The following is a 26,196-nucleotide window of genomic DNA, read 5'->3' on the forward strand; positions in this document are numbered from 1 at the left end:
TCAGCGGGTGGGAAGCGTGGTCAGCAGACGGGCCGCGACCTCGGGCGGGGGATTGCCGTCCTCGCCGGACATGGTGCGCAGCAGGTGGCTCAGCCGCTGGTGTTCGGTGGGCGTGGTGACGAGCGTGGGCAGCAGGGCGGCCAGCGCCCACTCGGCGGCGGTGGCGCGGTCGGCGACCAGCACCCACTCGCGCAGCACCTCCAGCGCCGGCCGGGCGGAACCCGGGTCGGCCAGCGCGGCCCGCCACAGGTACGGGATGCCCTGCGCCGGGGCGTCACCGTCGGTCACCGCGCGGGCGTACCAGGCGAGGACCAGCGGGGTGCCGTAGCGCTCGTCGCCCTCCTTGCGGCGGCAGGCGCCCACGAAGCCGGCGAGTGTGAGGTCGCGGACCGCACGGTCGTCGTCGAGGTGGCCGCGCAGTTCGGCGAGGACCCGGTCGCTGGCCGGGGACAGCAGCAACAGCTCGACCGCTTCGGCGAGTTCGCGGGCCATCGACTCGTCGAGGTCACCGGGCCCGTCCTCGTAGAGCCGCCGCACGGCTCCGCGCAGCGCCGCCAGCGCCTGTTCCGGCCGTTCGGGGCCGATGAGTCCGTACGACCGCACGGCCACCCAGCGCAGCCGCGCGTCGTCGCCCTCGCACCAGGTGTCGAGGATGCGCGGGATGTTGGGGGTGTCGATGAGGTGGGCGAGGGTGAGCGCGTTGACGGCGACGAGCCGCTGCCGGAACCGCTTGGACGTCGCCCAGGGCTCGATGACCAGCGCCATCGCCGACGGCAGGTCGGTGCGGGCGAGGACGGCGACGGTGGAGGCGGCGCGGGTGCGCACCAGCGGGCGGCCGTCGTCGGCCAGTTGGCGCAGCCAGGCGATGAGGGCGGGCCGGGCGGAGGGGTGGCCGGTCCACACCTCGCGCAGCAGGACCAGAGAGGCCCGCTCGTCGCGGAACCTCGCCTTCTGCTGGGTGACGGGACCCCACTCGGTGTGCTCGTCGTCCTCGTACCGCTCGGCGCGGGCCAGTTGGAGGCGCTTGCCGACGTGCGTGCCGAAGACGGGGACCTCCGGGACGCGGGAGGGGTCCTCGGTCTCCTGCAGGAACCGGTAGAGCAGGTCGCTCAGTTCGGCGGTGAGCGCGTACGGGCCACCGTCGAAGGCGGCCAGGGCGACGAGGAACGCCTTGTCACGCAGGTGGACCGTGTGCTCGTCCTCCTCGAACCACTCCTGGACCTGGTTCTCCAGCGAGCCCAGCGAGAAGTCGGCGACCGCCCGCTCGGAGGCCTCCCCGGCCGCGTACTCGCCGAGGACCTGCGCGAAGGCGGTGACCTCGCGCAACTGGTGTCCGCGCGCCAGGAATTCGGTGACGGCCGTGAGCCCGAGCAGCTTCTCGGCGGTCGCCTCGTCGGTGCGGGTGCGCAGATGCGCGGCGAGGACGTCGGCGGTGGCGGGCGGACGCCACTCCACGGCCGCCACGTCCTCCAGTACGGCGGTGGGGCCGAGGGTGACGACCAGATAGGCGTCCTGCTCGGCGAGGCGGTCCCTGGCGGCGAGCAGGTGCGGTTCGCGCAGCGGACGGTCGCGGCGGGTGGCGAGGTCGCACACGACGTAGCCGCGGGCCTTGTCCTCGGCGGTGAACCGCTCGGCGAGCTCGCTCGGGTCGGTGTCGCGCACCAGGGTGCGCACGGGGTCGGCGCCCAGACGGTGCAGCAGCATCAGGGCGGCGGTGCGCCGACCGGTGAACCGGGCGCCGGACAGGACCAGTACGCGGTCGCGGCGCAGCCGCTCGAGCAGGCCGGCCATGAACTCCTCGTCGGCGACGAAGGTCCTCGCCAGGCGCTCCAGGGTGGTCCGCGGCACCTCGCCGGAGGCCGAGGCGGGCGCGGACAGGCCGGGTATCGCGAAGTGGTACTCGGTCTTGCTGCCCATGATGACGTCGCCGGTGACCCGGCCGCCGCTGACGCCGTGCTGGTCGCGGCCGGCGAGGCCGCCGCCGAAGCGGGACCGGTCGCCGACGTTCATGGTGCGCGGGCTGTGGTCGATGAGGTCGCGCCGGGCGGCCCACGCGTCCTGCGGCTGGTCGCGCTCCTCGTCGGTCTCGGCGGGACGCTGCTGCCGGTCCTCCTCGGGGGCGGGCGGCTCAGCGGCCTCCGGAGCGTTGCCCGGGGCCGGTCTGCCGCTCTCCGGCTGTTCGGGAGTGCTCACGCGCTCTCACCCCGCTCATGGCCGCCCAGGCTGACGTCGCCGTTGACCGTGCCGCCGCTGACGCCGTGCTGGTCGCCGCCGACCAGGCTGCCGCCGAAGGACGGCGCGCCGCCGTTGAAGTGGAAGACCGCACCCGGCGCCGGGGCTCCCCGTTGTCCGTCCGGCGCCGGGCGGTCCTCGGGGGGCCCGCCCTGCATGGGTACCCGAGGCGCCGGGCGGTCCCCCGATCCGCCCGGCGCCTCCCCTTCCCCCGTCCCACGGTGGTCCGTGCCGTCTGCCGCTTCCGCGGTCTCCTCGGTCCCTCCAGTGCCCTCGGCCGCTTCGGCGGGGGCCGGCAGCGGACCGTGCAGCCACGCCGTCAGCGGGCCGTTCTTGCTGCCCAGGGTCACCCTGCTGAAGTCGGTGGCCGGGATGCCCGGGTGGTCGTGGCGCACGACTCCCTCGTACAGGGCGTCCGAGACGCACAGGGCGAAGTCGCCGGCGCGCTCGCGCAGGGCGGCGCGCAGCATGTCCGCGTCCAGCAGGCGGCAGGCGTGGTTGAGGTCGGCGCCGACCCAGCCGCCGTGCTGGTCCACGGCCACCCAGCCGGTGGCCAGGACCCCGCGCAGCCGGATCTGCGCGGAGCGGGACGCCATGCGGTTGACCGTCCGCAGCTGGGCCGGCACCTCGGTGAGCAGGGCCCGCAGCAGGGCGGTCACGGGGGCACCCGCGTCGATCAGTTCCATCACGGAGTCCCCGCGGTCGGCCCGCAGCCGCCGGGTCACGTCGACGCCGGCGCTGTCCAGCGTGCGGTCCGTGATGTCGTAGAGCATCCGCCGCAGATAGGCCTGCTCCACGTCGTCCCGGTCACTGAACCTCTCGATGTCGAGCAGCAGGATCGTCCGGATAACGGGGTCGCTCATCGTCGCCTCTCGAGGGGTGGGCCGGGCAGACCTGAAGACTGCTGGTCCCGGCGGTGCTCCTGTGAGGGCGGATGACCCACTTCAAGTGTGACGGGATGCACAGAAGACGCAGTGGGGCATGTGCGTTCGCTGTTCCGGACGCCTCCGGGCACCGCTCGCCCGGGCGGTTTTCACCGCTCGCTCGGCCCCGGAGGCGAGGGGATCCCGGGCGCCGGGTCCGTCGCCGCGATACGGCGGAGGATGTCGGGGCGCATGATCAGCATGGTGCGGCGGCCCGTGGCGACGGCGTCCTTGTCGCGCAGTTCCTTCAGCAGGCGCTGCACCATCTCCCGGGAGGCGCCCACCGAACCGGCGAGTTCCTGTTTGCTCAGCGGTACGGCGAGTTCGATGCCGGCCGGTGTCCGGCGGCCGTGGGTGCGGGCCAGATCGAGGAGCAGGACCGCGAACCGCTCCCGCACGCTCAGCGACGCGAACTCCAGCCGGCGCCGGTCGGCCGCGCGGGTGCGGTCCGCGGTGAGACCGAGCAGGGCGAAGGAGACGGCGGGTGAGCGGCCCAGGAAGTCCCGGAAGCGCTCGCGTTCCACCGCCACCGCCCGCACCTCCTCCAGCGCGGTGACCGTCGCCGACCGGGAGCGCCCGGTCAGCGCGGCCGACTCGCCGACGACGTCACCGGGGCCGCGCAGTGCCAGCAGCGCCTCGTAGCCGTTGGCCGCCGACGCGGTCACCTTCGTCCAGCCGTGCACCAGGAACAGCACGTGCGCCGACGGTTCGTGCTGCCGGATCAGGATGGTGCGGGGGGTGAAGTCCAGGGTGCGGCCGAGGGCCAGCAGCGCGGAGCGGTCCTCGCTCTCCAGCCGGGCCAGGAACGGCACCCGGTCGTCCAGGCCACCGTCGTCCGGTGAGTACGCCGGCGTCCACGTCGTCATGTTCGGCCCCCCGATCACCCGCAGCGGACGGATCAACGTACAGAAAGCGTGCGGACGCGGAGCGTGGAAGAGCGCGAATCAGCCAATGACTGAAGATCGTTCCGGTCGTCGGGACAACCGGGATGAATCACGGCAGGACGGACGGGGCACCCGGCGTGTCGTGGCGCGCTCCATTTGTTTTGACCGAAGTCCGTGAGCTAGGTACGCTCAGACCTTGTGCCTGGGGTGTGCCCTGGCTCCCGTGCGTGCCTTCAAACCGCATAGTGAGCCGTAACCGGCCACCGTAATCTGCGCCTTCCTCGCCTAGCGGTGAGAGTCTGCCGGATTCGACACACCCGACCGCGTGGGTCGGCGACGTTCCAGGTTAGCTTCACCATTCGGCACACAGAAACCGGAGAAGTAGTGCCTACGATCCAGCAGCTGGTCCGCAAGGGCCGGCAGGACAAGGTCGAGAAGAACAAGACGCCCGCACTCGAGGGTTCCCCTCAGCGTCGCGGCGTCTGCACGCGTGTGTTCACGACCACCCCGAAGAAGCCGAACTCGGCCCTGCGTAAGGTCGCGCGTGTGCGTCTGACCAGCGGGATCGAGGTCACCGCTTACATTCCGGGTGAGGGACACAACCTGCAGGAGCACTCCATCGTGCTCGTGCGCGGCGGCCGTGTGAAGGACCTGCCGGGTGTTCGCTACAAGATCATCCGCGGCTCGCTCGACACCCAGGGTGTCAAGAACCGCAAGCAGGCTCGCAGCCGTTACGGCGCCAAGAAGGAGAAGTAAGAATGCCTCGTAAGGGCCCCGCCCCGAAGCGCCCGGTCATCATCGACCCGGTCTACGGTTCTCCTCTGGTGACCTCCCTCATCAACAAGGTGCTGCTGAACGGCAAGCGCTCCACCGCCGAGCGCATCGTCTACGGCGCCATGGAGGGTCTGCGTGAGAAGACGGGCAACGACCCGATCATCACGCTGAAGCGCGCACTGGAGAACATCAAGCCGACCCTCGAGGTCAAGTCCCGCCGTGTCGGTGGTGCGACGTACCAGGTTCCGATCGAGGTCAAGCCCGGTCGCGCCAACACGCTCGCGCTGCGCTGGCTGGTCGGTTACTCCCGCGCCCGTCGCGAGAAGACCATGACCGAGCGTCTGCTCAACGAGCTTCTCGACGCCTCCAACGGCCTCGGTGCCGCTGTGAAGAAGCGCGAGGACACGCACAAGATGGCCGAGTCCAACAAGGCCTTCGCGCACTACCGCTGGTAGTCGCTACCCACATCGAGACCGAGAGAAGACTGAAGCCTTATGGCTACCACTTCACTTGACCTGGCCAAGGTCCGCAACATCGGGATCATGGCCCACATCGACGCGGGCAAGACGACCACCACCGAGCGGATCCTGTTCTACACCGGTGTGTCGTACAAGATCGGTGAGGTCCACGACGGCGCTGCCACCATGGACTGGATGGAGCAGGAGCAGGAGCGTGGCATCACGATCACCTCTGCTGCCACCACCTGTCACTGGCCGCTGGAAGACGTCGACCACACCATCAACATCATCGACACGCCGGGCCACGTCGACTTCACCGTCGAGGTGGAGCGTTCGCTGCGCGTCCTCGACGGTGCCGTGACGGTGTTCGACGGCGTCGCCGGTGTTGAGCCGCAGTCCGAGACGGTGTGGCGTCAGGCGGACCGCTACGGCGTTCCGCGTATCTGCTTCGTGAACAAGCTCGACCGCACCGGCGCCGAGTTCCACCGCTGCGTCGACATGATCAGCGACCGCCTCGGCGCGCAGCCGATCGTGATGCAGCTCCCCATCGGTGCCGAGGCCGACTTCAAGGGCGTCATCGACCTCGTGACGATGAAGGCCCTGGTCTGGTCCGCCGAGGCCACCAAGGGCGAGATGTACGACACCGTCGACATCCCGGACACGCACGCCGAGGCTGCCGAGGAGTACCGCGGCAAGCTGCTCGAGGCCGTGGCCGAGAACGACGAGGAGCTCATGGAGCTGTACCTGGAGGGCCAGGAGCCTTCCGTGGAGCAGCTCTACGCCGCGATCCGTCGTATCACCATCGCGTCCGGCAAGGGCACCGGCACCACCGTGACCCCGGTGTTCTGCGGCACCGCGTTCAAGAACAAGGGCGTCCAGCCCCTGCTCGACGCGGTCGTGCGCTACCTGCCGTCCCCGGTCGACATCGAGGCCATCGAGGGCCACGACGTCAAGGACCCCGAGGTCGTCGTCAAGCGCAAGCCGTCCGACGAGGAGCCCCTCTCGGCGCTGGCGTTCAAGATCATGAGCGACCCGCACCTCGGCAAGCTCACCTTCGTCCGGGTCTACTCGGGCCGCCTGGAGTCCGGCACCTCGGTGCTGAACTCCGTCAAGGGCAAGAAGGAGCGCATCGGCAAGATCTACCGCATGCACGCGAACAAGCGTGAGGAGATCGACGCGGTGGGCGCCGGCGACATCATCGCCGTCATGGGTCTGAAGCAGACCACGACCGGTGAGACGCTCTGCGACGAGAAGAACCCGGTGATCCTGGAGTCCATGGACTTCCCGGCGCCGGTCATCGAGGTCGCGATCGAGCCCAAGTCCAAGGGTGACCAGGAGAAGCTGGGTGTCGCCATCCAGCGTCTCGCGGAGGAGGACCCCTCCTTCCAGGTGCACACCAACGAGGAGACCGGCCAGACCGTCATCGGCGGTATGGGCGAGCTGCACCTCGAGGTGCTCGTCGACCGCATGAAGCGCGAGTTCAAGGTCGAGGCGAACGTCGGCAAGCCGCAGGTGGCCTACCGCGAGACGATCCGCAAGGCCGTCGAGCGCGTCGACTACACGCACAAGAAGCAGACCGGTGGTACGGGTCAGTTCGCCAAGGTGCAGATCGGCATCGAGCCCCTCGAGGGCGGCGACGTCTCGTACGAGTTCGTGAACAAGGTGACCGGTGGTCGTATCCCGAAGGAGTACATCCCTTCGGTCGACGCCGGTGCGCAGGAGGCCATGCAGTTCGGCATCCTCGCCGGTTACGAGATGACCGGCGTGCGCGTCATCCTCCACGACGGCGCCTACCACGAGGTCGACTCCTCCGAGCTCGCCTTCAAGATCGCCGGTTCGCAGGCCTTCAAGGAGGCCGCGCGCAAGGCCAGCCCCGTGCTGCTCGAGCCGATGATGGCCGTCGAGGTCACCACGCCCGAGGACTACATGGGCGAGGTCATCGGCGACATCAACTCCCGCCGTGGCCAGATCCAGGCCATGGAGGAGCGGGCTGGTGCCCGCGTCGTGAAGGGCCTCGTGCCCCTGTCGGAGATGTTCGGCTACGTCGGCGACCTCCGCAGCAAGACGTCGGGTCGCGCAAGCTACTCGATGCAGTTCGACTCCTACGCCGAGGTTCCGCGGAACGTCGCCGAGGAGATCATCGCGAAGGCCAAGGGCGAGTAACACTCTCCGTTTACACGCCGTAGGCTTGACTCCGGAGCCTCAGGGGGCATTCAGCGGCAATCGCCGGATGAATGCCCCGGGTTCCGGGACATCCAGCAAAGATCACCTGGCGCCGATGAAGTAAGGCGTACCAGAACCACTCCCAGGAGGACCCCAGTGGCGAAGGCGAAGTTCGAGCGGACTAAGCCGCACGTCAACATCGGCACCATCGGTCACATCGACCACGGTAAGACGACCCTCACGGCCGCCATTACCAAGGTGCTGCACGACGCGTACCCGGAGCTGAACGAGGCCACCCCGTTCGACAACATCGACAAGGCGCCCGAAGAGCGTCAGCGCGGTATCACCATCTCCATCGCGCACGTCGAGTACCAGACCGAGGCGCGTCACTACGCCCACGTCGACTGCCCGGGTCACGCGGACTACATCAAGAACATGATCACCGGTGCCGCGCAGATGGACGGCGCGATCCTGGTGGTCGCCGCCACCGACGGCCCGATGCCGCAGACCAAGGAGCACGTGCTCCTGGCCCGCCAGGTCGGCGTTCCGTACATCGTCGTCGCCCTGAACAAGGCCGACATGGTGGACGACGAGGAGATCATGGAGCTCGTCGAGCTCGAGGTCCGTGAGCTCCTCTCCGAGTACGAGTTCCCGGGCGACGACCTGCCGGTCGTCCGCGTCTCCGCGCTGAAGGCGCTCGAGGGCGACGCCCAGTGGACCCAGTCGGTCCTGGACCTCATGAACGCCGTCGACACCTCCATCCCGGAGCCCGAGCGTGACGTCGACAAGCCGTTCCTGATGCCGATCGAGGACGTCTTCACGATCACCGGTCGCGGTACGGTCGTCACCGGCCGTATCGAGCGTGGTGTCCTCAAGGTCAACGAGACCGTGGACATCATCGGTATCAAGCAGGAGAAGACCTCCACCACGGTCACCGGCATCGAGATGTTCCGCAAGCTGCTCGACGAGGGCCAGGCCGGTGAGAACGTCGGTCTGCTCCTCCGTGGCATCAAGCGCGAGGACGTCGAGCGCGGCCAGGTCATCATCAAGCCGGGCTCGGTCACCCCGCACACCGAGTTCGAGGCGCAGGCCTACATCCTCTCCAAGGACGAGGGTGGCCGCCACACGCCGTTCTTCAACAACTACCGTCCGCAGTTCTACTTCCGTACGACGGACGTGACCGGCGTCGTGACCCTCCCCGAGGGCACCGAGATGGTCATGCCGGGTGACAACACCGAGATGAAGGTGGAGCTCATCCAGCCCGTCGCCATGGAAGAGGGCCTGAAGTTCGCCATCCGTGAGGGTGGCCGGACCGTGGGCGCCGGCCAGGTCACCAAGATCAACAAGTGATCTTGAACTGACCCGGCGGGTATCTGCCTGGTAGCTCTGAAGGGGCCCGTACGACTTCGGTCGTACGGGCCCCTTCGCCTTTCTGGTGCGGCTCGGTTCGAAACTATTCGCCGCGCACGACCCGTTGTCCCTCCGCGTCACACGCCCCAGCATTTGTCATGCCGCTGACCAAATTCCGGGTGGAGGGGTGAGGCATGCCTGTCAGTCGCAGAGCCGTGATCGGTGCGGGATTGGCCTCGGTGCCGGTACTGGCCTCGGGAGTCGCGTGGGCCTCGGACGGCGGCGGAAGTCTGCGGGTGACGGACCCGGGCGCGTACATCTCGTTCACCGGCGGGGCGTTCTCGCTGGTCGGCGCGCCCGTCGTGGTCAGTGCCGAGGACCACCCGGGGGTCGTACGGGTGGCGGGGGACCTGCGGGACGACCTCGAGCGGGTGACGGGCGTACGGCCCGGCGCCACGATCGGACGCCACCCGGTGCTGGTGGGCACCATCGGCCGCAGCCCGCTGATCGACGGCCTGGTGAAGTCCGGCAAGCTGGACGTCACGGGCGTGCGCGGCAAGTGGGAGACCTCGCTGCAGACGGTCGTGGACCACCCGATGCCGGGGGTGGAGCGCGCCCTCGTCATCGCGGGCAGCGACCCGCGCGGCACGATCTACGGCGCGTACGACGTCTCGTACGGCATCGGCGTCTCCCCCTGGCACTGGTGGGACGACGTGCCCCCGGCGCGCCGGAGCGGGGTCTGGGTGCTGCCCGGCCGGTACACCCAGGGCACCCCGGCGGTGAAGTACCGCGGCTTCTTCGTCAACGACGAGAACCCGGCCCTCGGCACCTGGGCGCCGGCGTACTTCGGTCCCGGGAAGGCGCCGGGCTACCCGGGCGGCTTCAACGCGGACTTCTACGCGAAGGTGTTCGAGGTGCTGCTGCGCCTGAAGGGGAACTACCTGTGGCCGGCGGTGTGGGGGCGGGCCTTCGCCGAGGACGACCCGGAGAACCACCGGCGGGCCGCGGAGTACGGCGTTGTCATGGGCACGTCTCACGAGGCGCCGATGATGCGCGGCATCGAGGAGTGGAACCGCCACGCGAGCGGCGGCAAGGACCCCTACGGCGGCACGGGGGAGTGGTCGTACCGCCGCAACGCCGAGGCGATCAGGAAGTACTGGCGGGCCGGCATCCAGCGCATGGTGGACGAGGGCTTCGAGGGCGTCGTGACCCTGGGCATGCGCGGCAACGGCGACACCAGCCTCCCCGACGGTGACGGCATCGAACTGATGCAGGAGATCATCGCGACCCAGCGGCAGATCATCGAGGAGGTGACGGGCCGACCCGCTGCCGAGACTCCGCAGGTGTGGACGCTGTACAAGGAGGTGCAGCGGTACTGGGACCGGGGCCTGCGCGCCCCGGACGACGTCACGGTGGTCCTCACCGACGACAACTGGGGCAACATCCGCAAGCACCCGGACCCGGCGGAGGGGACAAGGACCGGGGGCTACGGCCTGTACTACCACTTCGACTACGTCGGCGCGGGCCGGAACTACAAGTGGGTCGACACGGCCAACCTGCGCAACACCTGGGACCAGCTCCACCAGGCGCACGCCTACGGCAACCACGGCCTGTGGGTGGCGAACGTCGGCGACCTGAAGGGCAACGAGCTGCCGACCGAGTTCTTCCTCACCTACGCCTGGAACCCGGACCGCTGGGACCTGGACCGGCTGGGGGAGTGGGAGCGCCGGTACGCCCGCCAGAACTTCGGCGGGGCGACGGCGGAGGCGGTCGGGGAGGTGCTGGCCGAGTACGGCCGGCTGCAGGCCCGGCGCAAGCCGGAACTCCTGAACCGCCGGATCGCCCTGGACGACGCGGGGCAGGTGGCGAACGACGACCAGCAGACCCCGTACTACTTCCGGCACCGGGAGCTGGAGCGTGTGACGGCGGAGTGGAAGGGGCTGGCGCGGAAGGCGGACCGGATCGCACGCAAGCTGCCGGGCGGAGTGCAGGACGCGTGGTTCGAGCTGGTGGGCTACGAGGTGGCGGCGACCGCGAACCTGTACGCGCTGCGGGCGGCCGAGTTCACGAACCTGCTGTACGCGCGGCAGGGCAGAGCGGCGGCGAACGACCGGGCCGCGGAGGCGGAGGCGGGACTGCGGAAGGACCTCGCGCTGGCCGACCGCTTCAACTCCCAGGTGGCCGGGGGTAAATGGAAGGGCTTCCAGACCCAACCGCACATCGACTACGGGGACGTGGACCGCTACGGCCCGAACGCGCCGTGGCAGCAGCCGGAGAAGGACAACGTGGCCCTGCCGGACGTGCTGTTCCCCGCGGTACGGCGGGTGGAGCTCGCGACCGGCGCGGAACTGGGCGTGTCGCTGGACGGTTCGGAGGACTCGGGGGACTGGTGGCCGGGCGGAGCGTCGGGGCGGCGGGCGGCGCTGCCGGAGTTCAGTCCGTACCAGACGCGGCCACGGCAGTACGTGGAGCTCTTCAACCGGGGCCGTACCCCCTTCGACTACCGGGTGGAGGCCTCGGCGCCGTGGCTGGTCGTGGACCGGCCGCGGGGACGGGTGGAGCAGCAGGTGCGGGTCGAGGTGAGCGTGGACTGGTCGAAGGCGCCCCGCGGCCGGACGGAGGCGACATTGACGGTGACCGGGGCGGGAAGTTCGGTGACCGTCGGGTGCGTGACGGACAACCCTTCCCGACGGGGCCTGCGCGGCTTCGTCGAGGCGGGCGGTTACGTGGCGATCGACGCGGACCACCACGACCGCGCGGTGGGGCACTGGCGGCGCCTGGAGGGCATCGGCCGTACGGGGGCGGGGATGACGCCCTGGCCGGTGACGGGGGCGCGGAGGGTGCCCGGGGGGTCTTCGCCGCGGCTGGAGTACGAGGTGAGCCTGCTGTCGGTGGATTCGGGGGAGGTGACGGTCTGGGCGTACCTGTCACCGCGGAACCCGGCCCTGCCGACGGGCGGGCTGCGGTACGGGGTGTCCCTGGACGACGGGGACATCCGGACCGTCGACATCAACGCGGGGGCGGACGACGGCCTGCTGAACGCCGTCTGGGCCCGCAACACCTCCGACAACGTGAACCGCACGGCGACACGGCATGCGGTGAGCCGGCCCGGCGTGCACCGGCTGAAGTTCTGGATGGTGGACCCGACGGTGGTGCTCCAGCGGCTGGTCATCGAAACGGGCGGGCTGGAGCCGACGTATCTGGGACCACTGGAGAGCCGGCGGGTCTGAGGGCGAACCGGGGGGGGTGGGTGAGCGGGATCAGGGGTGAAGGAGGCAGTGAGCCGCCTCCTTCACCCCTGACCTGTTACTCGGCTTCGGTGACGCTACAACTGGGCTTGAACGGCCACGAGTTGAGTACGTGTACTCAGGTGCTCCTGGAATCGCTCCCATAAGCTGGCGCACTGCAGCGACTCAACAGGTCACGGCAGGCACCACATCGCCGTCACGAACCGGGGAGGAAAACACTGATGGCGTGGGACGAGTGGGATCAGCTCGTGGCAGGCGCGGCCCAGCGGAGGCAGATCGACCACTTGGCCGACCCCGGGGGCGGAGGAGCGAGTGGTCCATCACCTTCCTGGGGGGCGGGTCCTGACCTTAAGGCGTCGAAGGGACCGTGGACCAAGGCAGCCGGCGTGGCCGAGGCATTGCAGACGGCCACCAACTCGGGACTTTCCGACCTCAAGACAGCGCACGAGGGCGTCAAAGCCGGGACCGACGGCTTCACCAGCACCGCAGCTCTGGACGAGATCCTCCTGACCTGGGAGAAACGCCTCACCTCGGTGCGCAACGAGTGTGGCCGGCTGCATGGCGCGCTGACCAGGACCGGGCGCGACTTCGGTGAGCTCGACCCCACCGTCGCCAAGAAGCTCGGCAGCGTGAGCGTCGGCGACACACCCGACTGGGCTCGGTGAGGCGGGCATGCCCACCTGGCAGCAATTACGCGACGCGAAGCTCACCGAGTACGAGGACGCGGCCGACGGCTGGGGCAAGGTCAGCAACAGATCCGACGCCGCACGATTACGGGTGGACCAGGAGATGGTCGCGCCGCTTCGTGCCACACAGAAGGGTGAGGGACACATCTCGGCCGAGCGGGATCTGACCCAGCTGAGCCGGAACTACCAGTACCTGCACAGCGAATGTGGCCTCGTTCGCGCGGCCCTGAACGGTCTCGCCTCGGAACTGTCCGGCGCCCAGAAAAAACTGAAGCAGGCCCTGCAGGACGCGGCAGATCTCAAATTCACAGTGAACGACGATGGTTCGGTCGATTACCCGAAAAGCACCGAGCTCCCCCTGTCCCCCGGCACATCCGCCGGCACCGGCGCCGCCGAGCCGGGCGCCCCGGTACCCTTCCTGCCCGGCGCGGGAGAGGCCAACGGGGACCCCAACAAGGGCAAGGCCGAGGACATCGCCGAGCGCATCTCGCAGGCTGTGAACAGTGCCGTCGAGATCGACAGCCGGTATGCCCGGATCCTGCGCGAGCTGAAAGCACCGGACGGCCTGGCCGTGACCGACGACATGCTCATGGACGAGGCCCATGACACGAGCGGTGTCCAGAAGGCGGTCGGCGACTACCTCAACAAGGACAGCATCCCGCATGGCGAGTCCCCCGCCGAGAACAAGAAATGGTGGGACGGTCTCACGCAGGAGCAGCGCGAGGAGTACCAAGCGCTGTATCCCGCCGAGATAGGTGCGCTCGACGGCTTACCTAGTGTGATCCGCGACGCGTCCAACCGGATCGTGCTGGACGAGACCCATGCGCAGGTCCAGCACAACCTCGACGCGCTGGGCCCGGAGCCCCCCAAGACGGTCCTCACGGCGGCCGGCGAGGTCCGTAATCCGAAGTGGACCGCGTGGAACGCCATGGGCGGCACGCGGTTCACGGACCAGCTCAAGGGTATGGACGCCATCCGGACACGCTTCGACCAGACGGGCGTCGACGGGCTTCCCGAGGCCTATTTACTGGGCTTCGACCTCAAGGGCAACGGACACGTCATCCTGGCCAACGGCAACCCGGACACCGCCGACAACACCGCGGTGTATGTGCCGGGTACGAAGTCGAAGCTCGCGGGTGCCCACGGCGACATCGAGCGCATGCAGCGTATGTGGAAGGAAGCCCACGGCCTGTCCCCCAGCAAGTCGGTCTCAACCATCACCTGGATCGGGTACGACGCCCCACAGAACATCGCCCCCCAGGCCATGGAAAAGCACTGGGCTTATGAGGGCGCGCCGAAGCTCAACAGCTTCCTGGATGGTGTGCAAACCGTCCAGGGCGGCCCGACCGCAAGCCATACCACCGTCATCGGCCACAGTTATGGCTCCACCACCGTGGGTGCCGCATCCAAGGCAGCCGGACATTTCGCGGCGGACGACATCGTCGTGGCGGGCAGCCCCGGCATGTTGGTCGGCGACGCGAGCGACCTGGATGTCGGAAAGAGTCACGTGTGGGCCGAGGCAGCACACGACGACCCGGTCCCACTGGGCGGCAAGGTCGCCGGCCTCGGCGGCTACAAGTGGGGAGTCGAGACCTTCCACGGGTTGCCCTACAACGCCGGCTACGTCCAGACGGTCCCGTCCGACGAGGCGTTCGGCGCGCATCGTATGGCCGTCGACACGGGGGGTCACAGCGGCTACTGGGACGAGGATTCGATCAGCCTCCAAAACCAGGCGGCCGTAGTCGTTGGACGGTACAGCCAAGTAGTGGACCCGTAAGGTGATTTCGATGCGCACTCCAGCAAGGAAGCGGTGCCGAGGGACCTCCATGGCTCTTGCCGCTGCCGCAGTCGTAGTTTCCCTCCTCACGGCAGGATGTTCGAAGACCGTGGACGACAACGGACACTCGCCCGCGACGCCGCAGACCTCAGGCTCGGCGACGGCCTCCGGGCATCCCACACTGGACGTGGACAAGGCCCGTGAGAAGGCGAAGAGCGCCTCGAGTGCGATCTACGAGATGATCGGCCTTCGCAAGGGCAAGGCCACAGAGCCGGGCCCCAGCATCACACCCTGCGACGAGGACCCCGATCACCTGTACAAGACCTTCCATCCCTGGTCGGTCTACGGCGTCTCCGAAGACGATCTGAAGGCCGGCTTCCAGCGGCTGCGGGAGGAACTGCCGAAGAGGGGTTGGAAGATCGTCGAATACGGCCCCAACAAGAGCAAGGCCAAGTCGCTCTCCCTCACGGCGGACTGGGACAAGGAACGCTTCTCGGTGCACGCTGTACTCATGGTCTCCACCCCCACCAATCCGCATGAGAAGGAGCCACTGATCATGGTCAACGTCGTCTCCGGCTGCTGGCGGGCCCCCAAGGGTACGGACCTCAACACCCAGTACTAGTTCGCCCGGCTGCCCGCCTCGCGCCAGTCACGCAGGGCAGGCGGCTCGCCCGTCCGGCGCGACTTCACGCCGCTTCGGAAGTGTCGAGACCCGCGTCGCGGCAGTCGCGGCAGTACTCACCCGGCACGGGAGTCCGGATCGCGCGCTCGCAGCCCTCGCAGTTGTGGAACGGCGGCGGGGCGGAAGGCCGGCTGTCGCCGGACGGTGGTTCGGTCGGCGCAGGTGGCGGCAGCAGTTTGGTGAGGCGGTGGGCGAGGAGGGCCGCCGGGTTGCGGAGAGCTCACGGGGCAGCGCCGAGGTCAGGGCATGGCGCACGGCCTCGGGGCGTGCCCCGCGTTCGAGCCAGGCGGCGACGGCCGGGGCGATGTGGCGGACGGCGCGCTCGGAGAGCAGGAGTCGGGCTCGGTGGGGGACGGGGGTGGCGGTACGTCGTCGTGGGGCTGCCGGGGCTGTGCCTTGGGGGCGGGCGCGGGGACGGCCTCGGGGCGGCCCCCGGTCCGGGGTTGGTTGTACGACACCGTGTACGTCACGATCGGGCCGCTGGGGAGGCGTCCGGGGAGGCGGGCCAGGTAGCCGTGGCGGCGTCACCACTGGAGGGCAGCCGCCACTCGATGGGACTCGCGGCGATGTCCGACAGGCCGAGGCGCTGCGCCGGGATCTGCTGGTCGTCCAGAGCCGCCTCCGCGTTCGGCCCCCACTTGTCGGTTGTCGAGATGATCAGGCGGTGCGCGAAACCGCCCTTGCCGGAGGCGGTGAAGAAGGAGTCGATGTCCGCCTTCTGGACCGTGTGCTCAGCCTCATAGAACTTGCACTGGATCGCCCACACGGCGCCCGTGTTCCGCTCCTGCGCCACCAGGTCGATGCCGAGGTCCTTATGGTTCGCGGCTGCCCCGGGCCACTCGCCGTACATCCACACGCGACTGAACTGCTCGCTCCACACCGGGTCCGTGCTCAGGAATCGCACCATGAGCCGCTCGAACGCGGTACCGAGTTCCCGGTTCGTCTTCGCCTTCTGGCGAATGGCATGGAGGACGTCGTGCACGGTGGTGGTCACGGAGGCTCGCTCTCTGCTCAGCGCGCTATGACAGGATGAGCCGCCCCGAACGGCGGCGCCCCAGAACAGTAGACCGGCCCACTGACATCGGTCGGTCCGAGCGCTGTCCTGGTGACGCCCTCCACCGTCGGCGCCGCATGGCAGGGGCGGAGACCTGATATGCGCGACGTGCGCGGTGTCGCTGACAGCGGAGCCTGTTTGACCTACGTCACCTTCGGGGTAATCTCTTCGGCTCGATTGGCCAGCGACCCGCCCCATATGGCAGACTGTCCGAGTTGCTCGGTCGAGTGTTGATGCTGTGCGCCTCCCGCCGGGGGGACCGGAAGCGAGTCCCACAGTACTCGTCGCCTTAACTGCCACACGGCAGCGCTGGGGCGGACGTACGGGAATCTTTCGGGAAGTGCGGTGCGGCACCGACCAGGCGCCCGGTGGGCCTTTCGCCCCCGGTCTGCGGTTCCGGAAGGGCCGTGTGCATTCCGCAGGGATGTTCGAACAAGGGACATCTGTGTCAGTGGAAGCGCGACACGCCCGACCGCGTGGGTCGGAGAAACGAAGGCAGCAGACGGAATCCGCCGGGTTCCAGAGCGTAAGAGAGACAGGACTACTGAGTAGCCATGGCGGGACAGAAGATCCGCATCCGGCTCAAGGCCTACGACCACGAGGTCATCGACTCCTCGGCGAAGAAGATCGTCGAGACGGTGACCCGCACTGGTGCGTCGGTCGCGGGCCCGGTGCCGCTGCCCACTGAGAAGAACGTGTACTGCGTCATCAAGTCGCCGCACAAGTACAAGGACTCGCGCGAGCACTTCGAGATGCGCACGCACAAGCGCCTGATCGACATCCTCGACCCGACTCCCAAGACCGTTGACTCTCTGATGCGACTCGACCTCCCGGCCGGTGTCGACATCGAGATCAAGCTCTGAGGCCGGTGATCTGAGAATGGCTAAGCAGATCAAGGGCATCCTGGGCGAGAAGCTCGGCATGACGCAGGTGTGGGACGAGAACAACCGTGTTGTTCCGGTCACCGTCGTCAAGGCCGGCCCCAACGTCGTCACCCAGGTCCGCACGAACGACGTCGACGGCTACGAGTCCGTCCAGATCGCGTTCGGCGAGATCGACCCGCGCAAGGTGAACAAGCCCCTCAAGGGCCACTTCGCCAAGGCCGACGTCACTCCCCGCCGTCACCTCGTCGAGATCCGCACCGCGGACGCCTCCGAGTACACGCTGGGCCAGGAGATCTCCGCTGAGGTCTTCGAGGCGGGCGTCAAGGTGGACGTGACCGGCAAGAGCAAGGGCAAGGGCTTCGCCGGTGTCATGAAGCGTCACAACTTCAAGGGCCTCGGCGCCGGACACGGCACCCAGCGCAAGCACCGCTCGCCCGGTTCCATCGGTGGCTGCGCCACCCCGGGCCGCGTGTTCAAGGGCCTCCGCATGGCGGGTCGCATGGGCAACGAGCGGGTCACCACCCAGAACCTGACCGTCCACGCCGTTGACGCGGAGAAGGGTCTGCTGCTCATCAAGGGCGCGGTTCCCGGTCCGAACGGCGGCCTCGTCCTGGTCCGCACCGCGGCCAAGGGGGCCTGAGGTAACCGATGAGCACTGTTGACATCCTTTCGCCGGCTGGCGACAAGGCCGGTTCCGTCGAGCTCCCCGCGGAGATCTTCGACGCCAAGGTCAGCGTTCCGCTGATCCACCAGGTCGTCGTCGCACAGCTGGCCGCTGCCCGCCAGGGCACCCACAAGACCAAGACGCGTGGCGAGGTCCGCGGCGGTGGCAAGAAGCCGTACCGCCAGAAGGGCACCGGTCGCGCCCGCCAGGGTTCGACCCGCGCGCCGCAGTTCGCCGGTGGTGGCGTCGTCCACGGCCCGCAGCCGCGCGACTACTCGCAGCGCACCCCGAAGAAGATGAAGGCCGCCGCCCTGCGCGGTGCCCTCACGGACCGGGCGCGTCACAACCGCATCCACGTCGTCTCCGGCGTGGTCGAGGGCGGGACCCCCAGCACCAAGGCCGCCAAGAGCCTGTTCGGCAAGATCAGCGAGCGCAAGAACCTGCTCCTGGTCGTCGACCGCGCCGACGAGGCCGCGTGGCTGTCCGCCCGCAACCTGCCCCAGGTCCACATCCTGGAGCCGGGCCAGCTGAACACGTACGACGTTCTCGTCTCGGACGACGTGGTCTTCACCCAGGCCGCTTTCGAGTCCTTCGTGTCTGGCCCCAAGGCCGCTGACACCGAAGGGAGCGAGGCCTGATGGCTACGCGTCACCCGAGCATTGCCTCGAAGGCCGCCAAGGCCGCCAAGGCCGCGCGCGTCGCCAAGGCGCGTCGCCACGCCACCGAGGGCAAGAACACCGTCGAGACCCCGCTGAGCAAGTCGTACACGGACCCCCGTGACGTCCTGCTGAAGCCGGTCGTCTCCGAGAAGAGCTACGCGCTCCTCGACGAGAACAAGTACACGTTCATCGTCGACCCGAACGCCAACAAGACCCAGATCAAGCAGGCCGTCCAGGCGGTCTTCTCGGTCAAGGTCACCGGGGTCAACACGATCAACCGCCAGGGCAAGCGCAAGCGCACGAAGACCGGTTTCGGTCAGCGTGCCGGCAGCAAGCGCGCGATCGTGACCCTCGCCGAGGGCGACCGTATCGACATCTTCGGCGGTCCGACCGCCTGAGGGCGGTCCGGATCGTCCGATATCGGACGAGGACTGAGAAATGGGAATCCGCAAGTACAAGCCGACTACGCCGGGCCGTCGTGGCGCCAGCGTCGCCGACTTCGTCGAGGTCACGCGGTCCACGCCGGAGAAGTCGCTGGTCCGCCCGCTGCACAGCAAGGGCGGCCGTAACAACGCCGGTCGTGTGACCGTTCGCCACCAGGGTGGCGGACACAAGCGCGCCTACCGCGTGATCGACTTCCGTCGTCACGACAAGGACGGCGTGCCGGCGAAGGTCGCGCACATCGAGTACGACCCCAACCGCACCGCGCGCATCGCGCTGCTGCACTACGCCGACGGCGAGAAGCGCTACATCCTCGCCCCGCGCAACCTGCAGCAGGGTGACCGCGTCGAGAACGGTCCCGGGGCCGACATCAAGCCGGGCAACAACCTGGCCCTCCGCAACATCCCGGTCGGTACCACGATCCACGCGATCGAGCTCCGTCCCGGTGGCGGTGCCAAGTTCGCCCGCTCCGCCGGTGCCTCCGTGCAGCTGCTCGCGAAGGAGGGCTCGATGGCCCACCTCCGCATGCCGTCCGGCGAGATCCGCCTGGTCGACCAGCGCTGCCGCGCCACCGTCGGCGAGGTCGGCAACGCCGAGCAGAGCAACATCAACTGGGGCAAGGCGGGCCGCAAGCGGTGGCTGGGCGTTCGCCCGACCGTCCGTGGTGTCGTGATGAACCCGGTTGACCACCCGCACGGTGGTGGTGAGGGCCGGACCTCCGGTGGTCGCCACCCGGTGTCCCCGTGGGGCAAGAAGGAAGGCCGTACTCGTTCGCCCAAGAAGGCGTCGAACAAGTACATCGTCCGCCGCCGCAAGACGAACAAGAAGCGCTAAGGACGGGTTGAGATGCCTCGTAGCTTGAAGAAGGGACCCTTCGTCGACGACCACCTGATCAAGAAGGTGGACACGCAGAACGAAGCCGGTACCAAGAACGTCATCAAGACCTGGTCCCGTCGCTCGATGATCGTCCCGGCCATGCTCGGCCACACGATCGCGGTGCACAACGGCAAGACCCACATCCCGGTGTTCGTCACCGAGTCGATGGTCGGCCACAAGCTCGGCGAGTTCTCGCCGACCCGCACCTTCCGGGGCCACGTCAAGGAAGACCGGAAGTCGAAGCGCCGCTAGCAGCGGATCGCATTCAGACACGTAAGTAACTGAAGGGACAACCATGGAAGCCAGGGCCCAGGCGCGGTACATCCGCGTCACGCCCATGAAGGCCCGCCGCGTGGTGGACCTCATCCGTGGCATGGACGCCACGGAGGCCCAGGCTGTTCTGCGATTCGCTCCGCAGGCAGCCTCCGTGCCGGTCGGCAAGGTGCTCGACAGCGCCATCGCCAACGCCGCGCACAACTACGACCACACCGACGCCGACAGCCTCTACATCTCCGAGGCGTACGTCGACGAGGGCCCGACCCTGAAGCGGTTCCGGCCGCGCGCCCAGGGCCGTGCCTACCGGATCCGCAAGCGGACCAGCCACATCACCGTGGTCGTCAGCAGCAAGGAAGGAACCCGGTAATGGGCCAGAAGGTTAACCCGCATGGGTTCCGGCTCGGTGTCACCACAGACTTCAAGTCCCGGTGGTACGCCGACAAGCTGTACAAGGACTACGTCAAGGAAGACGTCGCCATCCGTCGGATGATGACGTCCGGCATGGAGCGCGCCGGCATCTCCAAGGTCGAGATCGAGCGCACCCGTGACCGCGTGCGTGTGGACATCCACACCGCTCGTCCGGGCATCGTCATCGGCCGCCGTGGCGCCGAGGCCGACCGCATCCGCGGCGACCTCGAGAAGCTCACGGGCAAGCAGGTCCAGCTGAACATCCTCGAGGTCAAGAACCCCGAGACCGACGCTCAGCTCGTGGCCCAGGCCGTTGCCGAGCAGCTCTCCTCCCGCGTCTCCTTCCGCCGCGCCATGCGTAAGAGCATGCAGTCGGCGATGAAGGCCGGCGCCAAGGGCATCAAGATCCAGTGCGGTGGCCGCCTCGGTGGCGCCGAGATGTCCCGCTCGGAGTTCTACCGCGAGGGCCGCGTGCCCCTGCACACGCTCCGTGCGAACGTGGACTACGGCTTCTTCGAGGCCAAGACGACCTTCGGCCGTATCGGTGTGAAGGTCTGGATCTACAAGGGCGACGTCAAGAACATCGCCGAGGTCCGCGCCGAGAACGCTGCCGCCCGTGCGGGTAACCGCCCGGCTCGCGGTGGCGGTGCCGACCGCCCGGCCCGTGGTGGCCGCGGTGGCGAGCGGCGCGGTCGCAAGCCGCAGCAGGCTGCCGGCGCCGAGGCCCCCAAGGCCGAGGCTCCCGCGTCCGCTCCGGCTGAGAGCACCGGAACGGAGGCCTGACCGAAATGCTGATCCCCCGTAGGGTCAAGCACCGCAAGCAGCACCACCCGAAGCGCCGTGGTCAGGCCAAGGGCGGTACGACGGTTGCGTTCGGCGAGTACGGCATCCAGGCCCTCACGCCGGCGTACGTGACCAACCGCCAGATCGAGGCGGCCCGTATCGCGATGACCCGCCACATCAAGCGTGGCGGCAAGGTCTGGATCAACATCTACCCGGACCGTCCGCTGACCAAGAAGCCTGCCGAGACCCGCATGGGTTCCGGTAAGGGTTCGCCGGAGTGGTGGATCGCGAACGTTCACCCGGGTCGGGTGATGTTCGAGCTGTCCTACCCGAACGAGAAGATCGCCCGTGAGGCGCTCCTTCGTGCGGCCCACAAGCTGCCGATGAAGTGCCGGATCGTCAAGCGCGAGGCAGGTGAAGCGTGATGTCGGCCGGTACCAAGGCGTCCGAGCTGCGCGAGCTGGGCAACGAGGAGCTTCTGGCGAAGCTCCGCGAGGCCAAGGAAGAGCTGTTCAACCTCCGCTTCCAGGCGGCGACCGGTCAGCTCGAGAACCACGGCCGTCTCAAGGCGGTCCGCAAGGACATCGCGCGGATCTACACCCTGATGCGCGAGCGTGAGCTGGGCATCGAAACGGTGGAGAACGCCTGATGAGCGAGAAGAACGTGACTGAGAACGCAGAGGCGCGCGGCTTCCGCAAGACCCGTGAGGGTCTCGTCGTCAGCGACAAGATGGACAAGACCGTCGTCGTCGCCGTCGAGGACCGCGTCAAGCACGCGCTGTACGGCAAGGTCATCCGTCGTACGAACAAGCTCAAGGCCCACGACGAGCAGAACGCCGCGGGTGTCGGCGACCGCGTCCTCCTCATGGAGACCCGGCCGCTGTCCGCGACGAAGCGCTGGCGCGTCGTCGAGATCCTCGAGAAGGCGAAGTAATCAAGCGGGGCTCCGCCCCGCTGCCCCCGCCGGGGGCTGAAGCCCCCAGGCCCCAGGGTCTGGCCGTGGTGAGGCCCCCGGCGTGGTTTTCCGCCCTCGGAGGCGCAAGTAATTCCTGCGGAGCATCCCCGCAGGACAGTTCCGCCAGGCTCGCAGGCTCGGCCCGACAGGGTCCCTGCGGGAACCGGCAGACGATCAGGAGATAGACGTGATCCAGCAGGAGTCGCGACTGCGTGTCGCCGACAACACTGGTGCGAAGGAGATCCTTTGCATCCGTGTGCTCGGTGGCTCCGGTCGCCGCTACGCGGGCATCGGTGACGTCATCGTCGCCACCGTCAAGGACGCGATCCCCGGTGGCAACGTGAAGAAGGGTGACGTCGTCAAGGCGGTCATCGTTCGCACCGTCAAGGAGCGCCGTCGTCCGGACGGCTCGTACATCCGCTTCGACGAGAACGCCGCCGTCATTCTGAAGAACGACGGTGACCCTCGCGGCACCCGCATCTTCGGCCCGGTTGGCCGTGAGCTGCGCGAGAAGAAGTTCATGAAGATCATCTCGCTGGCTCCGGAGGTGCTGTAAGCATGAAGATCAAGAAGGGCGACCTGGTCCAGGTCATCACCGGTAAGGACAAGGGCAAGCAGGGCAAGGTCATCGCGGCCTACCCCCGCGAGGACCGTGTCCTGGTCGAGGGTGTCAACCGGGTCAAGAAGCACACCAAGGCCGGTCCGACCGCTCGCGGTTCGCAGGCCGGCGGCATCGTGACCACTGAGGCCCCGATCCACGTGAGCAACGTTCAGCTCGTCGTGGAGAAGGACGGCAACAAGGTCGTCACGCGTGTCGGTTACCGCTTCGACGACGAAGGCAACAAGATCCGCGTTGCCAAGCGGACGGGTGAGGACATCTGATGGCTACCACCACCACTCCGCGTCTGAAGACGAAGTACCGCGAGGAGATCGCGGGCAAGCTGCGTGACGAGTTCAAGTACGAGAACGTCATGCAGGTTCCCGGCCTCGTCAAGATCGTGGTCAACATGGGTGTCGGCGACGCCGCCCGTGACTCGAAGCTGATCGAGGGCGCGATCCGCGACCTGACCACCATCACCGGTCAGAAGCCGGCCGTCACCAAGGCCCGCAAGTCCATCGCGCAGTTCAAGCTGCGTGAGGGCCAGCCGATCGGTGCCCACGTCACGCTCCGTGGCGACCGCATGTGGGAGTTCCTGGACCGCACCCTGTCGCTCGCGCTGCCGCGCATCCGCGACTTCCGCGGCCTGTCCCCCAAGCAGTTCGACGGCCGTGGCAACTACACCTTCGGTCTCACGGAGCAGGTCATGTTCCACGAGATCGACCAGGACAAGATCGACCGTACCCGGGGCATGGACATCACCGTGGTCACCACGGCGACCAACGACGCTGAGGGCCGCGCGCTCCTTCGTCACCTCGGCTTCCCGTTCAAGGAGGCGTGAGCGAGATGGCGAAGAAGGCTCTGATTGCCAAGGCTGCTCGCAAGCCCAAGTTCGGTGTGCGTGGCTACACCCGCTGCCAGCGCTGCGGCCGTCCGCACTCCGTGTACCGCAAGTTCGGCCTGTGCCGCGTGTGCCTTCGTGAGATGGCTCACCGTGGCGAGCTGCCGGGCGTGACCAAGAGCTCCTGGTAGTCCCGGTAGTTCGGGATTCCCAAGGCTCTCGGTAAGCAGACAGGGCGGTAAGACGCCCACCTCCCATGCCTTAGGCTTGTGGGGTTGGGCGTCTGTCGCCGCCCATACGACTTACTACGCCGTAGGTCCACCGCGCCGCACCCGTCCCGTCTCGGATCGGGGAGAGGGATGGCGCACCAGGAAACCCCGGCGAGAGAGGCCGAAGGCCAATTCATGACCATGACTGATCCGATCGCAGACATGCTTACGCGTCTGCGGAACGCGAACTCGGCATACCACGACTCCGTGACGATGCCGGCATCGAAGATCAAGTCGCACATCGCGGAGATCCTCCAGCAGGAGGGCTTCATCACGGGCTGGAAGATCGAGGACGCCGAGGTCGGCAAGAACCTCGTTCTCGAGCTGAAGTTCGGCCCGAACCGTGAGCGCTCCATCGCGGGCATCAAGCGGATCTCCAAGCCCGGTCTCCGGGTGTACGCGAAGTCCACCAACCTGCCGAAGGTGCTGGGCGGCCTCGGCGTGGCGATCATCTCCACGTCGCACGGGCTCCTCACCGACAAGCAGGCCGGCAAGAAGGGCGTGGGTGGGGAAGTCCTCGCCTACGTCTGGTAGCGGAAGGGAACGGAGGAAACAGCTATGTCGCGTATTGGCAAGCTCCCTATCACGGTTCCCGCCGGCGTGGACGTCACCATCGACGGCCGTACGGTCTCGGTCAAGGGCCCCAAGGGCACGCTGACCCACACCATCGTCGCGCCGATCGACATCGCCAAGGGTGAGGACGGCGTTCTCAACGTCACCCGCCCCAACGACGAGCGTCAGAACAAGGCCCTGCACGGCCTGTCCCGCACGCTGGTGGCGAACATGATCACCGGCGTGACCCAGGGTTACGTGAAGAAGCTCGAGATCAGCGGTGTCGGTTACCGCGTGCAGGCCAAGGGTTCGAACCTCGAGTTCGCTCTCGGCTACAGCCACCCGATCACCGTCGAGGCGCCCGAGGGCATCACCTTCAAGGTGGAGACCCCGACCCGCTTCCAGGTCGAGGGCATCGACAAGCAGAAGGTCGGCGAGGTTGCGGCCAACATCCGCAAGCTGCGCAAGCCCGACCCGTACAAGGCCAAGGGCGTCAAGTACGAGGGCGAAGTCATCCGCCGCAAGGTCGGAAAGGCGGGTAAGTAAGCCATGGCATACGGGCAGAAGATCCTCAAGGGCGACGCCTACAAGCGCGCCGCGATCAAGCGCCGTCACATCCGGATCCGCAAGCGGATCGCGGGTACCGCGGAGCGTCCCCGTCTGGTCGTGACCCGCTCCAACCGCCACATCGTGGCGCAGGTGATCGACGACCTCAAGGGCCACACCCTGGCGTCGGCGTCCACCCTGGACACCTCGATCCGCGGTGGCGAGGGCGACAAGTCCGCGCAGGCCAAGCAGGTCGGCGCCCTGGTCGCCGAGCGTGCCAAGGCCGCCGGTGTCGAGGCCGTCGTGTTCGACCGTGGTGGTAACCAGTACGCCGGGCGCATCGCCGCTCTGGCGGACGCCGCCCGCGAAGCCGGGCTCAAGTTCTGAGCCGCTTGTAGCTAGCGGAAAGAGAGAGGTAATCCAATGGCTGGACCCCAGCGCCGCGGTGGCGGTGCCGGTGGCGGCGAGCGGCGGGACCGGAAGGGCCGTGACGGCGGCGCTGCTGCCGCCGAGAAGACCGCGTACGTTGAGCGCGTTGTCGCGATCAACCGCGTCGCCAAGGTTGTGAAGGGTGGTCGTCGCTTCAGCTTCACCGCGCTGGTCGTGGTGGGCGACGGTGACGGCACCGTGGGTGTCGGTTACGGCAAGGCCAAGGAGGTGCCGGCCGCCATCGCCAAGGGTGTTGAGGAGGCCAAGAAGCACTTCTTCAAGGTCCCCCGGATCCAGGGCACCATCCCGCACCCCATCCAGGGTGAGAAGGCTGCCGGCGTCGTGCTGCTCAAGCCCGCGTCCCCCGGTACCGGTGTTATCGCCGGTGGTCCGGTGCGTGCCGTGCTCGAGTGCGCCGGTATCCACGACGTGCTGTCGAAGTCGCTCGGCTCCGACAACGCGATCAACATCGTGCACGCCACCGTGGCGGCCCTGAAGGGCCTGCAGCGTCCCGAGGAGATCGCGGCCCGCCGTGGTCTGCCGCTCGAGGACGTCGCCCCCGCGGCCCTGCTGCGTGCGCGTGCCGGGGCGGGTGTGTGATCATGGCGCAGCTCAAGATCACGCAGGTCAAGTCCTACATCGGCAGCAAGCAGAACCACCGTGACACCCTGCGTTCCCTTGGTCTCAAGGGCATCAACACGCAGGTCGTCAAGGAGGACCGCCCCGAGTTCCGCGGCATGGTGCACACCGTCCGCCACCTCGTGACGGTCGAGGAGGTCGACTGA

General features: G+C 68.1%; 32 protein-coding genes. 28 read left to right on the forward strand and 4 right to left on the reverse strand.

Annotated features, from left to right (window positions below; genetic code table 11):
* From ACFY0F_RS25265 to ACFY0F_RS25275, 3 genes are all read right to left on the reverse strand, one after another.
* Positions 1 to 2,193 (reverse strand): hypothetical protein, encoded by a 2,193-nt coding sequence (locus tag ACFY0F_RS25265; protein ID WP_388798482.1) that lies wholly within the window; start codon positions 2,191 to 2,193, stop codon positions 1 to 3.
* Positions 2,190 to 3,095, reverse strand: coding sequence for a hypothetical protein (locus tag ACFY0F_RS25270; RefSeq protein WP_388798485.1), 906 nt, complete (start codon positions 3,093 to 3,095; stop codon positions 2,190 to 2,192). The genes ACFY0F_RS25265 and ACFY0F_RS25270 overlap by 4 nt, the downstream gene beginning before the upstream one ends.
* Positions 3,096 to 3,265: 170 nt before the next feature.
* The gene (locus tag ACFY0F_RS25275; protein ID WP_388798488.1) at positions 3,266 to 4,021 is read right to left on the reverse strand and encodes a Crp/Fnr family transcriptional regulator; all 756 of its coding nucleotides are present in this window, start codon (positions 4,019 to 4,021) and stop codon (positions 3,266 to 3,268) included.
* Between the two features lie 402 nt (positions 4,022 to 4,423).
* On the opposite strand from ACFY0F_RS25275, the gene rpsL reads away from it, so the two are divergent.
* The 8 genes from rpsL (at position 4,424) to ACFY0F_RS25315 (ending at position 15,117) form a co-directional block, all read left to right on the forward strand.
* Positions 4,424 to 4,795, forward strand: a complete 372-nt coding sequence (gene rpsL / locus ACFY0F_RS25280; protein WP_003948652.1) for a 30S ribosomal protein S12 — start codon at positions 4,424 to 4,426, stop codon at positions 4,793 to 4,795.
* A gap of 2 nt (positions 4,796 to 4,797) precedes the next feature.
* Complete coding sequence (rpsG, locus tag ACFY0F_RS25285) at positions 4,798 to 5,268, forward strand: 30S ribosomal protein S7 (RefSeq protein WP_003992340.1); 471 nt, start codon at positions 4,798 to 4,800, stop codon at positions 5,266 to 5,268.
* A 39-nt stretch (positions 5,269 to 5,307) separates the two neighbouring features.
* On the forward strand, positions 5,308 to 7,434 hold the full coding sequence (gene fusA / locus ACFY0F_RS25290) for an elongation factor G (protein WP_388798491.1): 2,127 nt from the start codon (positions 5,308 to 5,310) through the stop codon (positions 7,432 to 7,434).
* Between the two features lie 156 nt (positions 7,435 to 7,590).
* Entirely contained in the window at positions 7,591 to 8,784 is a 1,194-nt protein-coding gene (tuf, locus tag ACFY0F_RS25295; RefSeq protein ID WP_388798493.1) for an elongation factor Tu, read from the forward strand.
* Positions 8,785 to 8,978: 194 nt separating this feature from the next.
* Positions 8,979 to 12,014 (forward strand): glycosyl hydrolase 115 family protein, encoded by a 3,036-nt coding sequence (locus ACFY0F_RS25300; protein WP_388798496.1) that lies wholly within the window; start codon positions 8,979 to 8,981, stop codon positions 12,012 to 12,014.
* A gap of 404 nt (positions 12,015 to 12,418) precedes the next feature.
* Entirely contained in the window at positions 12,419 to 12,697 is a 279-nt protein-coding gene (locus ACFY0F_RS25305; RefSeq protein ID WP_388798499.1) for a hypothetical protein, read from the forward strand.
* 7 nt (positions 12,698 to 12,704) lie between these two features.
* Positions 12,705 to 14,495: an alpha/beta hydrolase gene (locus ACFY0F_RS25310; RefSeq protein WP_388798502.1), complete on the forward strand. Its 1,791-nt coding sequence runs from the start codon at positions 12,705 to 12,707 to the stop codon at positions 14,493 to 14,495.
* Positions 14,496 to 14,604: 109 nt separating this feature from the next.
* Positions 14,605 to 15,117 carry a hypothetical protein gene (locus tag ACFY0F_RS25315; RefSeq protein ID WP_388798505.1) on the forward strand — a complete coding sequence of 171 codons (513 nt, stop codon included), beginning with the start codon at positions 14,605 to 14,607 and terminating at the stop codon, positions 15,115 to 15,117.
* 526 nt (positions 15,118 to 15,643) lie between these two features.
* On the opposite strand, the gene ACFY0F_RS25320 is transcribed toward ACFY0F_RS25315, so the two are convergent.
* Positions 15,644 to 16,171 carry a restriction endonuclease gene (locus ACFY0F_RS25320; protein ID WP_388798508.1) on the reverse strand — a complete coding sequence of 176 codons (528 nt, stop codon included), beginning with the start codon at positions 16,169 to 16,171 and terminating at the stop codon, positions 15,644 to 15,646.
* A 614-nt stretch (positions 16,172 to 16,785) separates the two neighbouring features.
* On the opposite strand from ACFY0F_RS25320, the gene rpsJ reads away from it, so the two are divergent.
* The 20 genes from rpsJ to rpmD all read left to right on the forward strand — a co-directional run bounded on the left by rpsJ (position 16,786) and on the right by rpmD (position 26,196).
* Positions 16,786 to 17,094 (forward strand): 30S ribosomal protein S10, encoded by a 309-nt coding sequence (rpsJ, locus tag ACFY0F_RS25325; RefSeq protein WP_003948644.1) that lies wholly within the window; start codon positions 16,786 to 16,788, stop codon positions 17,092 to 17,094.
* A gap of 16 nt (positions 17,095 to 17,110) precedes the next feature.
* A complete protein-coding gene (rplC, locus tag ACFY0F_RS25330; protein WP_005481233.1) occupies positions 17,111 to 17,755 on the forward strand; it encodes a 50S ribosomal protein L3 in 645 nt (214 codons plus the stop codon).
* Between the two features lie 8 nt (positions 17,756 to 17,763).
* Positions 17,764 to 18,417 carry a 50S ribosomal protein L4 gene (gene rplD / locus ACFY0F_RS25335; protein WP_388798511.1) on the forward strand — a complete coding sequence of 218 codons (654 nt, stop codon included), beginning with the start codon at positions 17,764 to 17,766 and terminating at the stop codon, positions 18,415 to 18,417.
* Positions 18,417 to 18,836: a 50S ribosomal protein L23 gene (gene rplW / locus ACFY0F_RS25340; protein WP_145886671.1), complete on the forward strand. Its 420-nt coding sequence runs from the start codon at positions 18,417 to 18,419 to the stop codon at positions 18,834 to 18,836. Before rplD ends, rplW begins: the two co-directional genes overlap by 1 nt.
* Before the next feature lie 40 nt (positions 18,837 to 18,876).
* Positions 18,877 to 19,713, forward strand: coding sequence for a 50S ribosomal protein L2 (gene rplB / locus ACFY0F_RS25345; RefSeq protein ID WP_388798514.1), 837 nt, complete (start codon positions 18,877 to 18,879; stop codon positions 19,711 to 19,713).
* 12 nt (positions 19,714 to 19,725) lie between these two features.
* The gene (rpsS, locus tag ACFY0F_RS25350; RefSeq protein WP_073753479.1) at positions 19,726 to 20,007 is read left to right on the forward strand and encodes a 30S ribosomal protein S19; all 282 of its coding nucleotides are present in this window, start codon (positions 19,726 to 19,728) and stop codon (positions 20,005 to 20,007) included.
* Positions 20,008 to 20,050: 43 nt separating this feature from the next.
* Positions 20,051 to 20,398 carry a 50S ribosomal protein L22 gene (rplV, locus tag ACFY0F_RS25355; RefSeq protein WP_019329637.1) on the forward strand — a complete coding sequence of 116 codons (348 nt, stop codon included), beginning with the start codon at positions 20,051 to 20,053 and terminating at the stop codon, positions 20,396 to 20,398.
* Positions 20,398 to 21,222 (forward strand): 30S ribosomal protein S3, encoded by an 825-nt coding sequence (gene rpsC / locus ACFY0F_RS25360; protein ID WP_094215512.1) that lies wholly within the window; start codon positions 20,398 to 20,400, stop codon positions 21,220 to 21,222. The genes rplV and rpsC overlap by 1 nt, the downstream gene beginning before the upstream one ends.
* Positions 21,223 to 21,227: 5 nt before the next feature.
* Positions 21,228 to 21,647, forward strand: coding sequence for a 50S ribosomal protein L16 (gene rplP / locus ACFY0F_RS25365; protein ID WP_132857211.1), 420 nt, complete (start codon positions 21,228 to 21,230; stop codon positions 21,645 to 21,647).
* Positions 21,647 to 21,871, forward strand: a complete 225-nt coding sequence (gene rpmC / locus ACFY0F_RS25370; protein WP_007494763.1) for a 50S ribosomal protein L29 — start codon at positions 21,647 to 21,649, stop codon at positions 21,869 to 21,871. Before rplP ends, rpmC begins: the two co-directional genes overlap by 1 nt.
* Positions 21,871 to 22,155 carry a 30S ribosomal protein S17 gene (gene rpsQ, locus ACFY0F_RS25375; RefSeq protein WP_018543912.1) on the forward strand — a complete coding sequence of 95 codons (285 nt, stop codon included), beginning with the start codon at positions 21,871 to 21,873 and terminating at the stop codon, positions 22,153 to 22,155. Before rpmC ends, rpsQ begins: the two co-directional genes overlap by 1 nt.
* 208 nt (positions 22,156 to 22,363) lie before the next feature.
* On the forward strand, positions 22,364 to 22,732 hold the full coding sequence (gene rplN / locus ACFY0F_RS25380; protein ID WP_003998823.1) for a 50S ribosomal protein L14: 369 nt from the start codon (positions 22,364 to 22,366) through the stop codon (positions 22,730 to 22,732).
* Positions 22,733 to 22,734: 2 nt separating this feature from the next.
* A complete protein-coding gene (gene rplX / locus ACFY0F_RS25385; protein ID WP_030671805.1) occupies positions 22,735 to 23,058 on the forward strand; it encodes a 50S ribosomal protein L24 in 324 nt (107 codons plus the stop codon).
* Positions 23,058 to 23,615, forward strand: coding sequence for a 50S ribosomal protein L5 (gene rplE, locus ACFY0F_RS25390; protein WP_015658460.1), 558 nt, complete (start codon positions 23,058 to 23,060; stop codon positions 23,613 to 23,615). The genes rplX and rplE overlap by 1 nt, the downstream gene beginning before the upstream one ends.
* Before the next feature lie 5 nt (positions 23,616 to 23,620).
* A complete protein-coding gene (locus ACFY0F_RS25395) occupies positions 23,621 to 23,806 on the forward strand; it encodes a type Z 30S ribosomal protein S14 (RefSeq protein WP_003948630.1) in 186 nt (61 codons plus the stop codon).
* Positions 23,807 to 24,019: 213 nt separating this feature from the next.
* Positions 24,020 to 24,418 (forward strand): 30S ribosomal protein S8, encoded by a 399-nt coding sequence (gene rpsH / locus ACFY0F_RS25400; protein ID WP_007494756.1) that lies wholly within the window; start codon positions 24,020 to 24,022, stop codon positions 24,416 to 24,418.
* A gap of 24 nt (positions 24,419 to 24,442) precedes the next feature.
* Positions 24,443 to 24,982 carry a 50S ribosomal protein L6 gene (gene rplF, locus ACFY0F_RS25405; protein ID WP_132857212.1) on the forward strand — a complete coding sequence of 180 codons (540 nt, stop codon included), beginning with the start codon at positions 24,443 to 24,445 and terminating at the stop codon, positions 24,980 to 24,982.
* 3 nt (positions 24,983 to 24,985) lie between these two features.
* Entirely contained in the window at positions 24,986 to 25,369 is a 384-nt protein-coding gene (gene rplR, locus ACFY0F_RS25410) for a 50S ribosomal protein L18 (protein WP_030174556.1), read from the forward strand.
* A 36-nt stretch (positions 25,370 to 25,405) separates the two neighbouring features.
* Positions 25,406 to 26,011, forward strand: coding sequence for a 30S ribosomal protein S5 (gene rpsE / locus ACFY0F_RS25415; RefSeq protein ID WP_030860989.1), 606 nt, complete (start codon positions 25,406 to 25,408; stop codon positions 26,009 to 26,011).
* 2 nt (positions 26,012 to 26,013) lie between these two features.
* Positions 26,014 to 26,196 carry a 50S ribosomal protein L30 gene (rpmD, locus tag ACFY0F_RS25420; protein WP_003974250.1) on the forward strand — a complete coding sequence of 61 codons (183 nt, stop codon included), beginning with the start codon at positions 26,014 to 26,016 and terminating at the stop codon, positions 26,194 to 26,196.

Source organism: Streptomyces sp. NPDC001544, from assembly GCF_042894285.1.
Classification (GTDB): Bacteria; Actinomycetota; Actinomycetes; order Streptomycetales; family Streptomycetaceae; genus Streptomyces.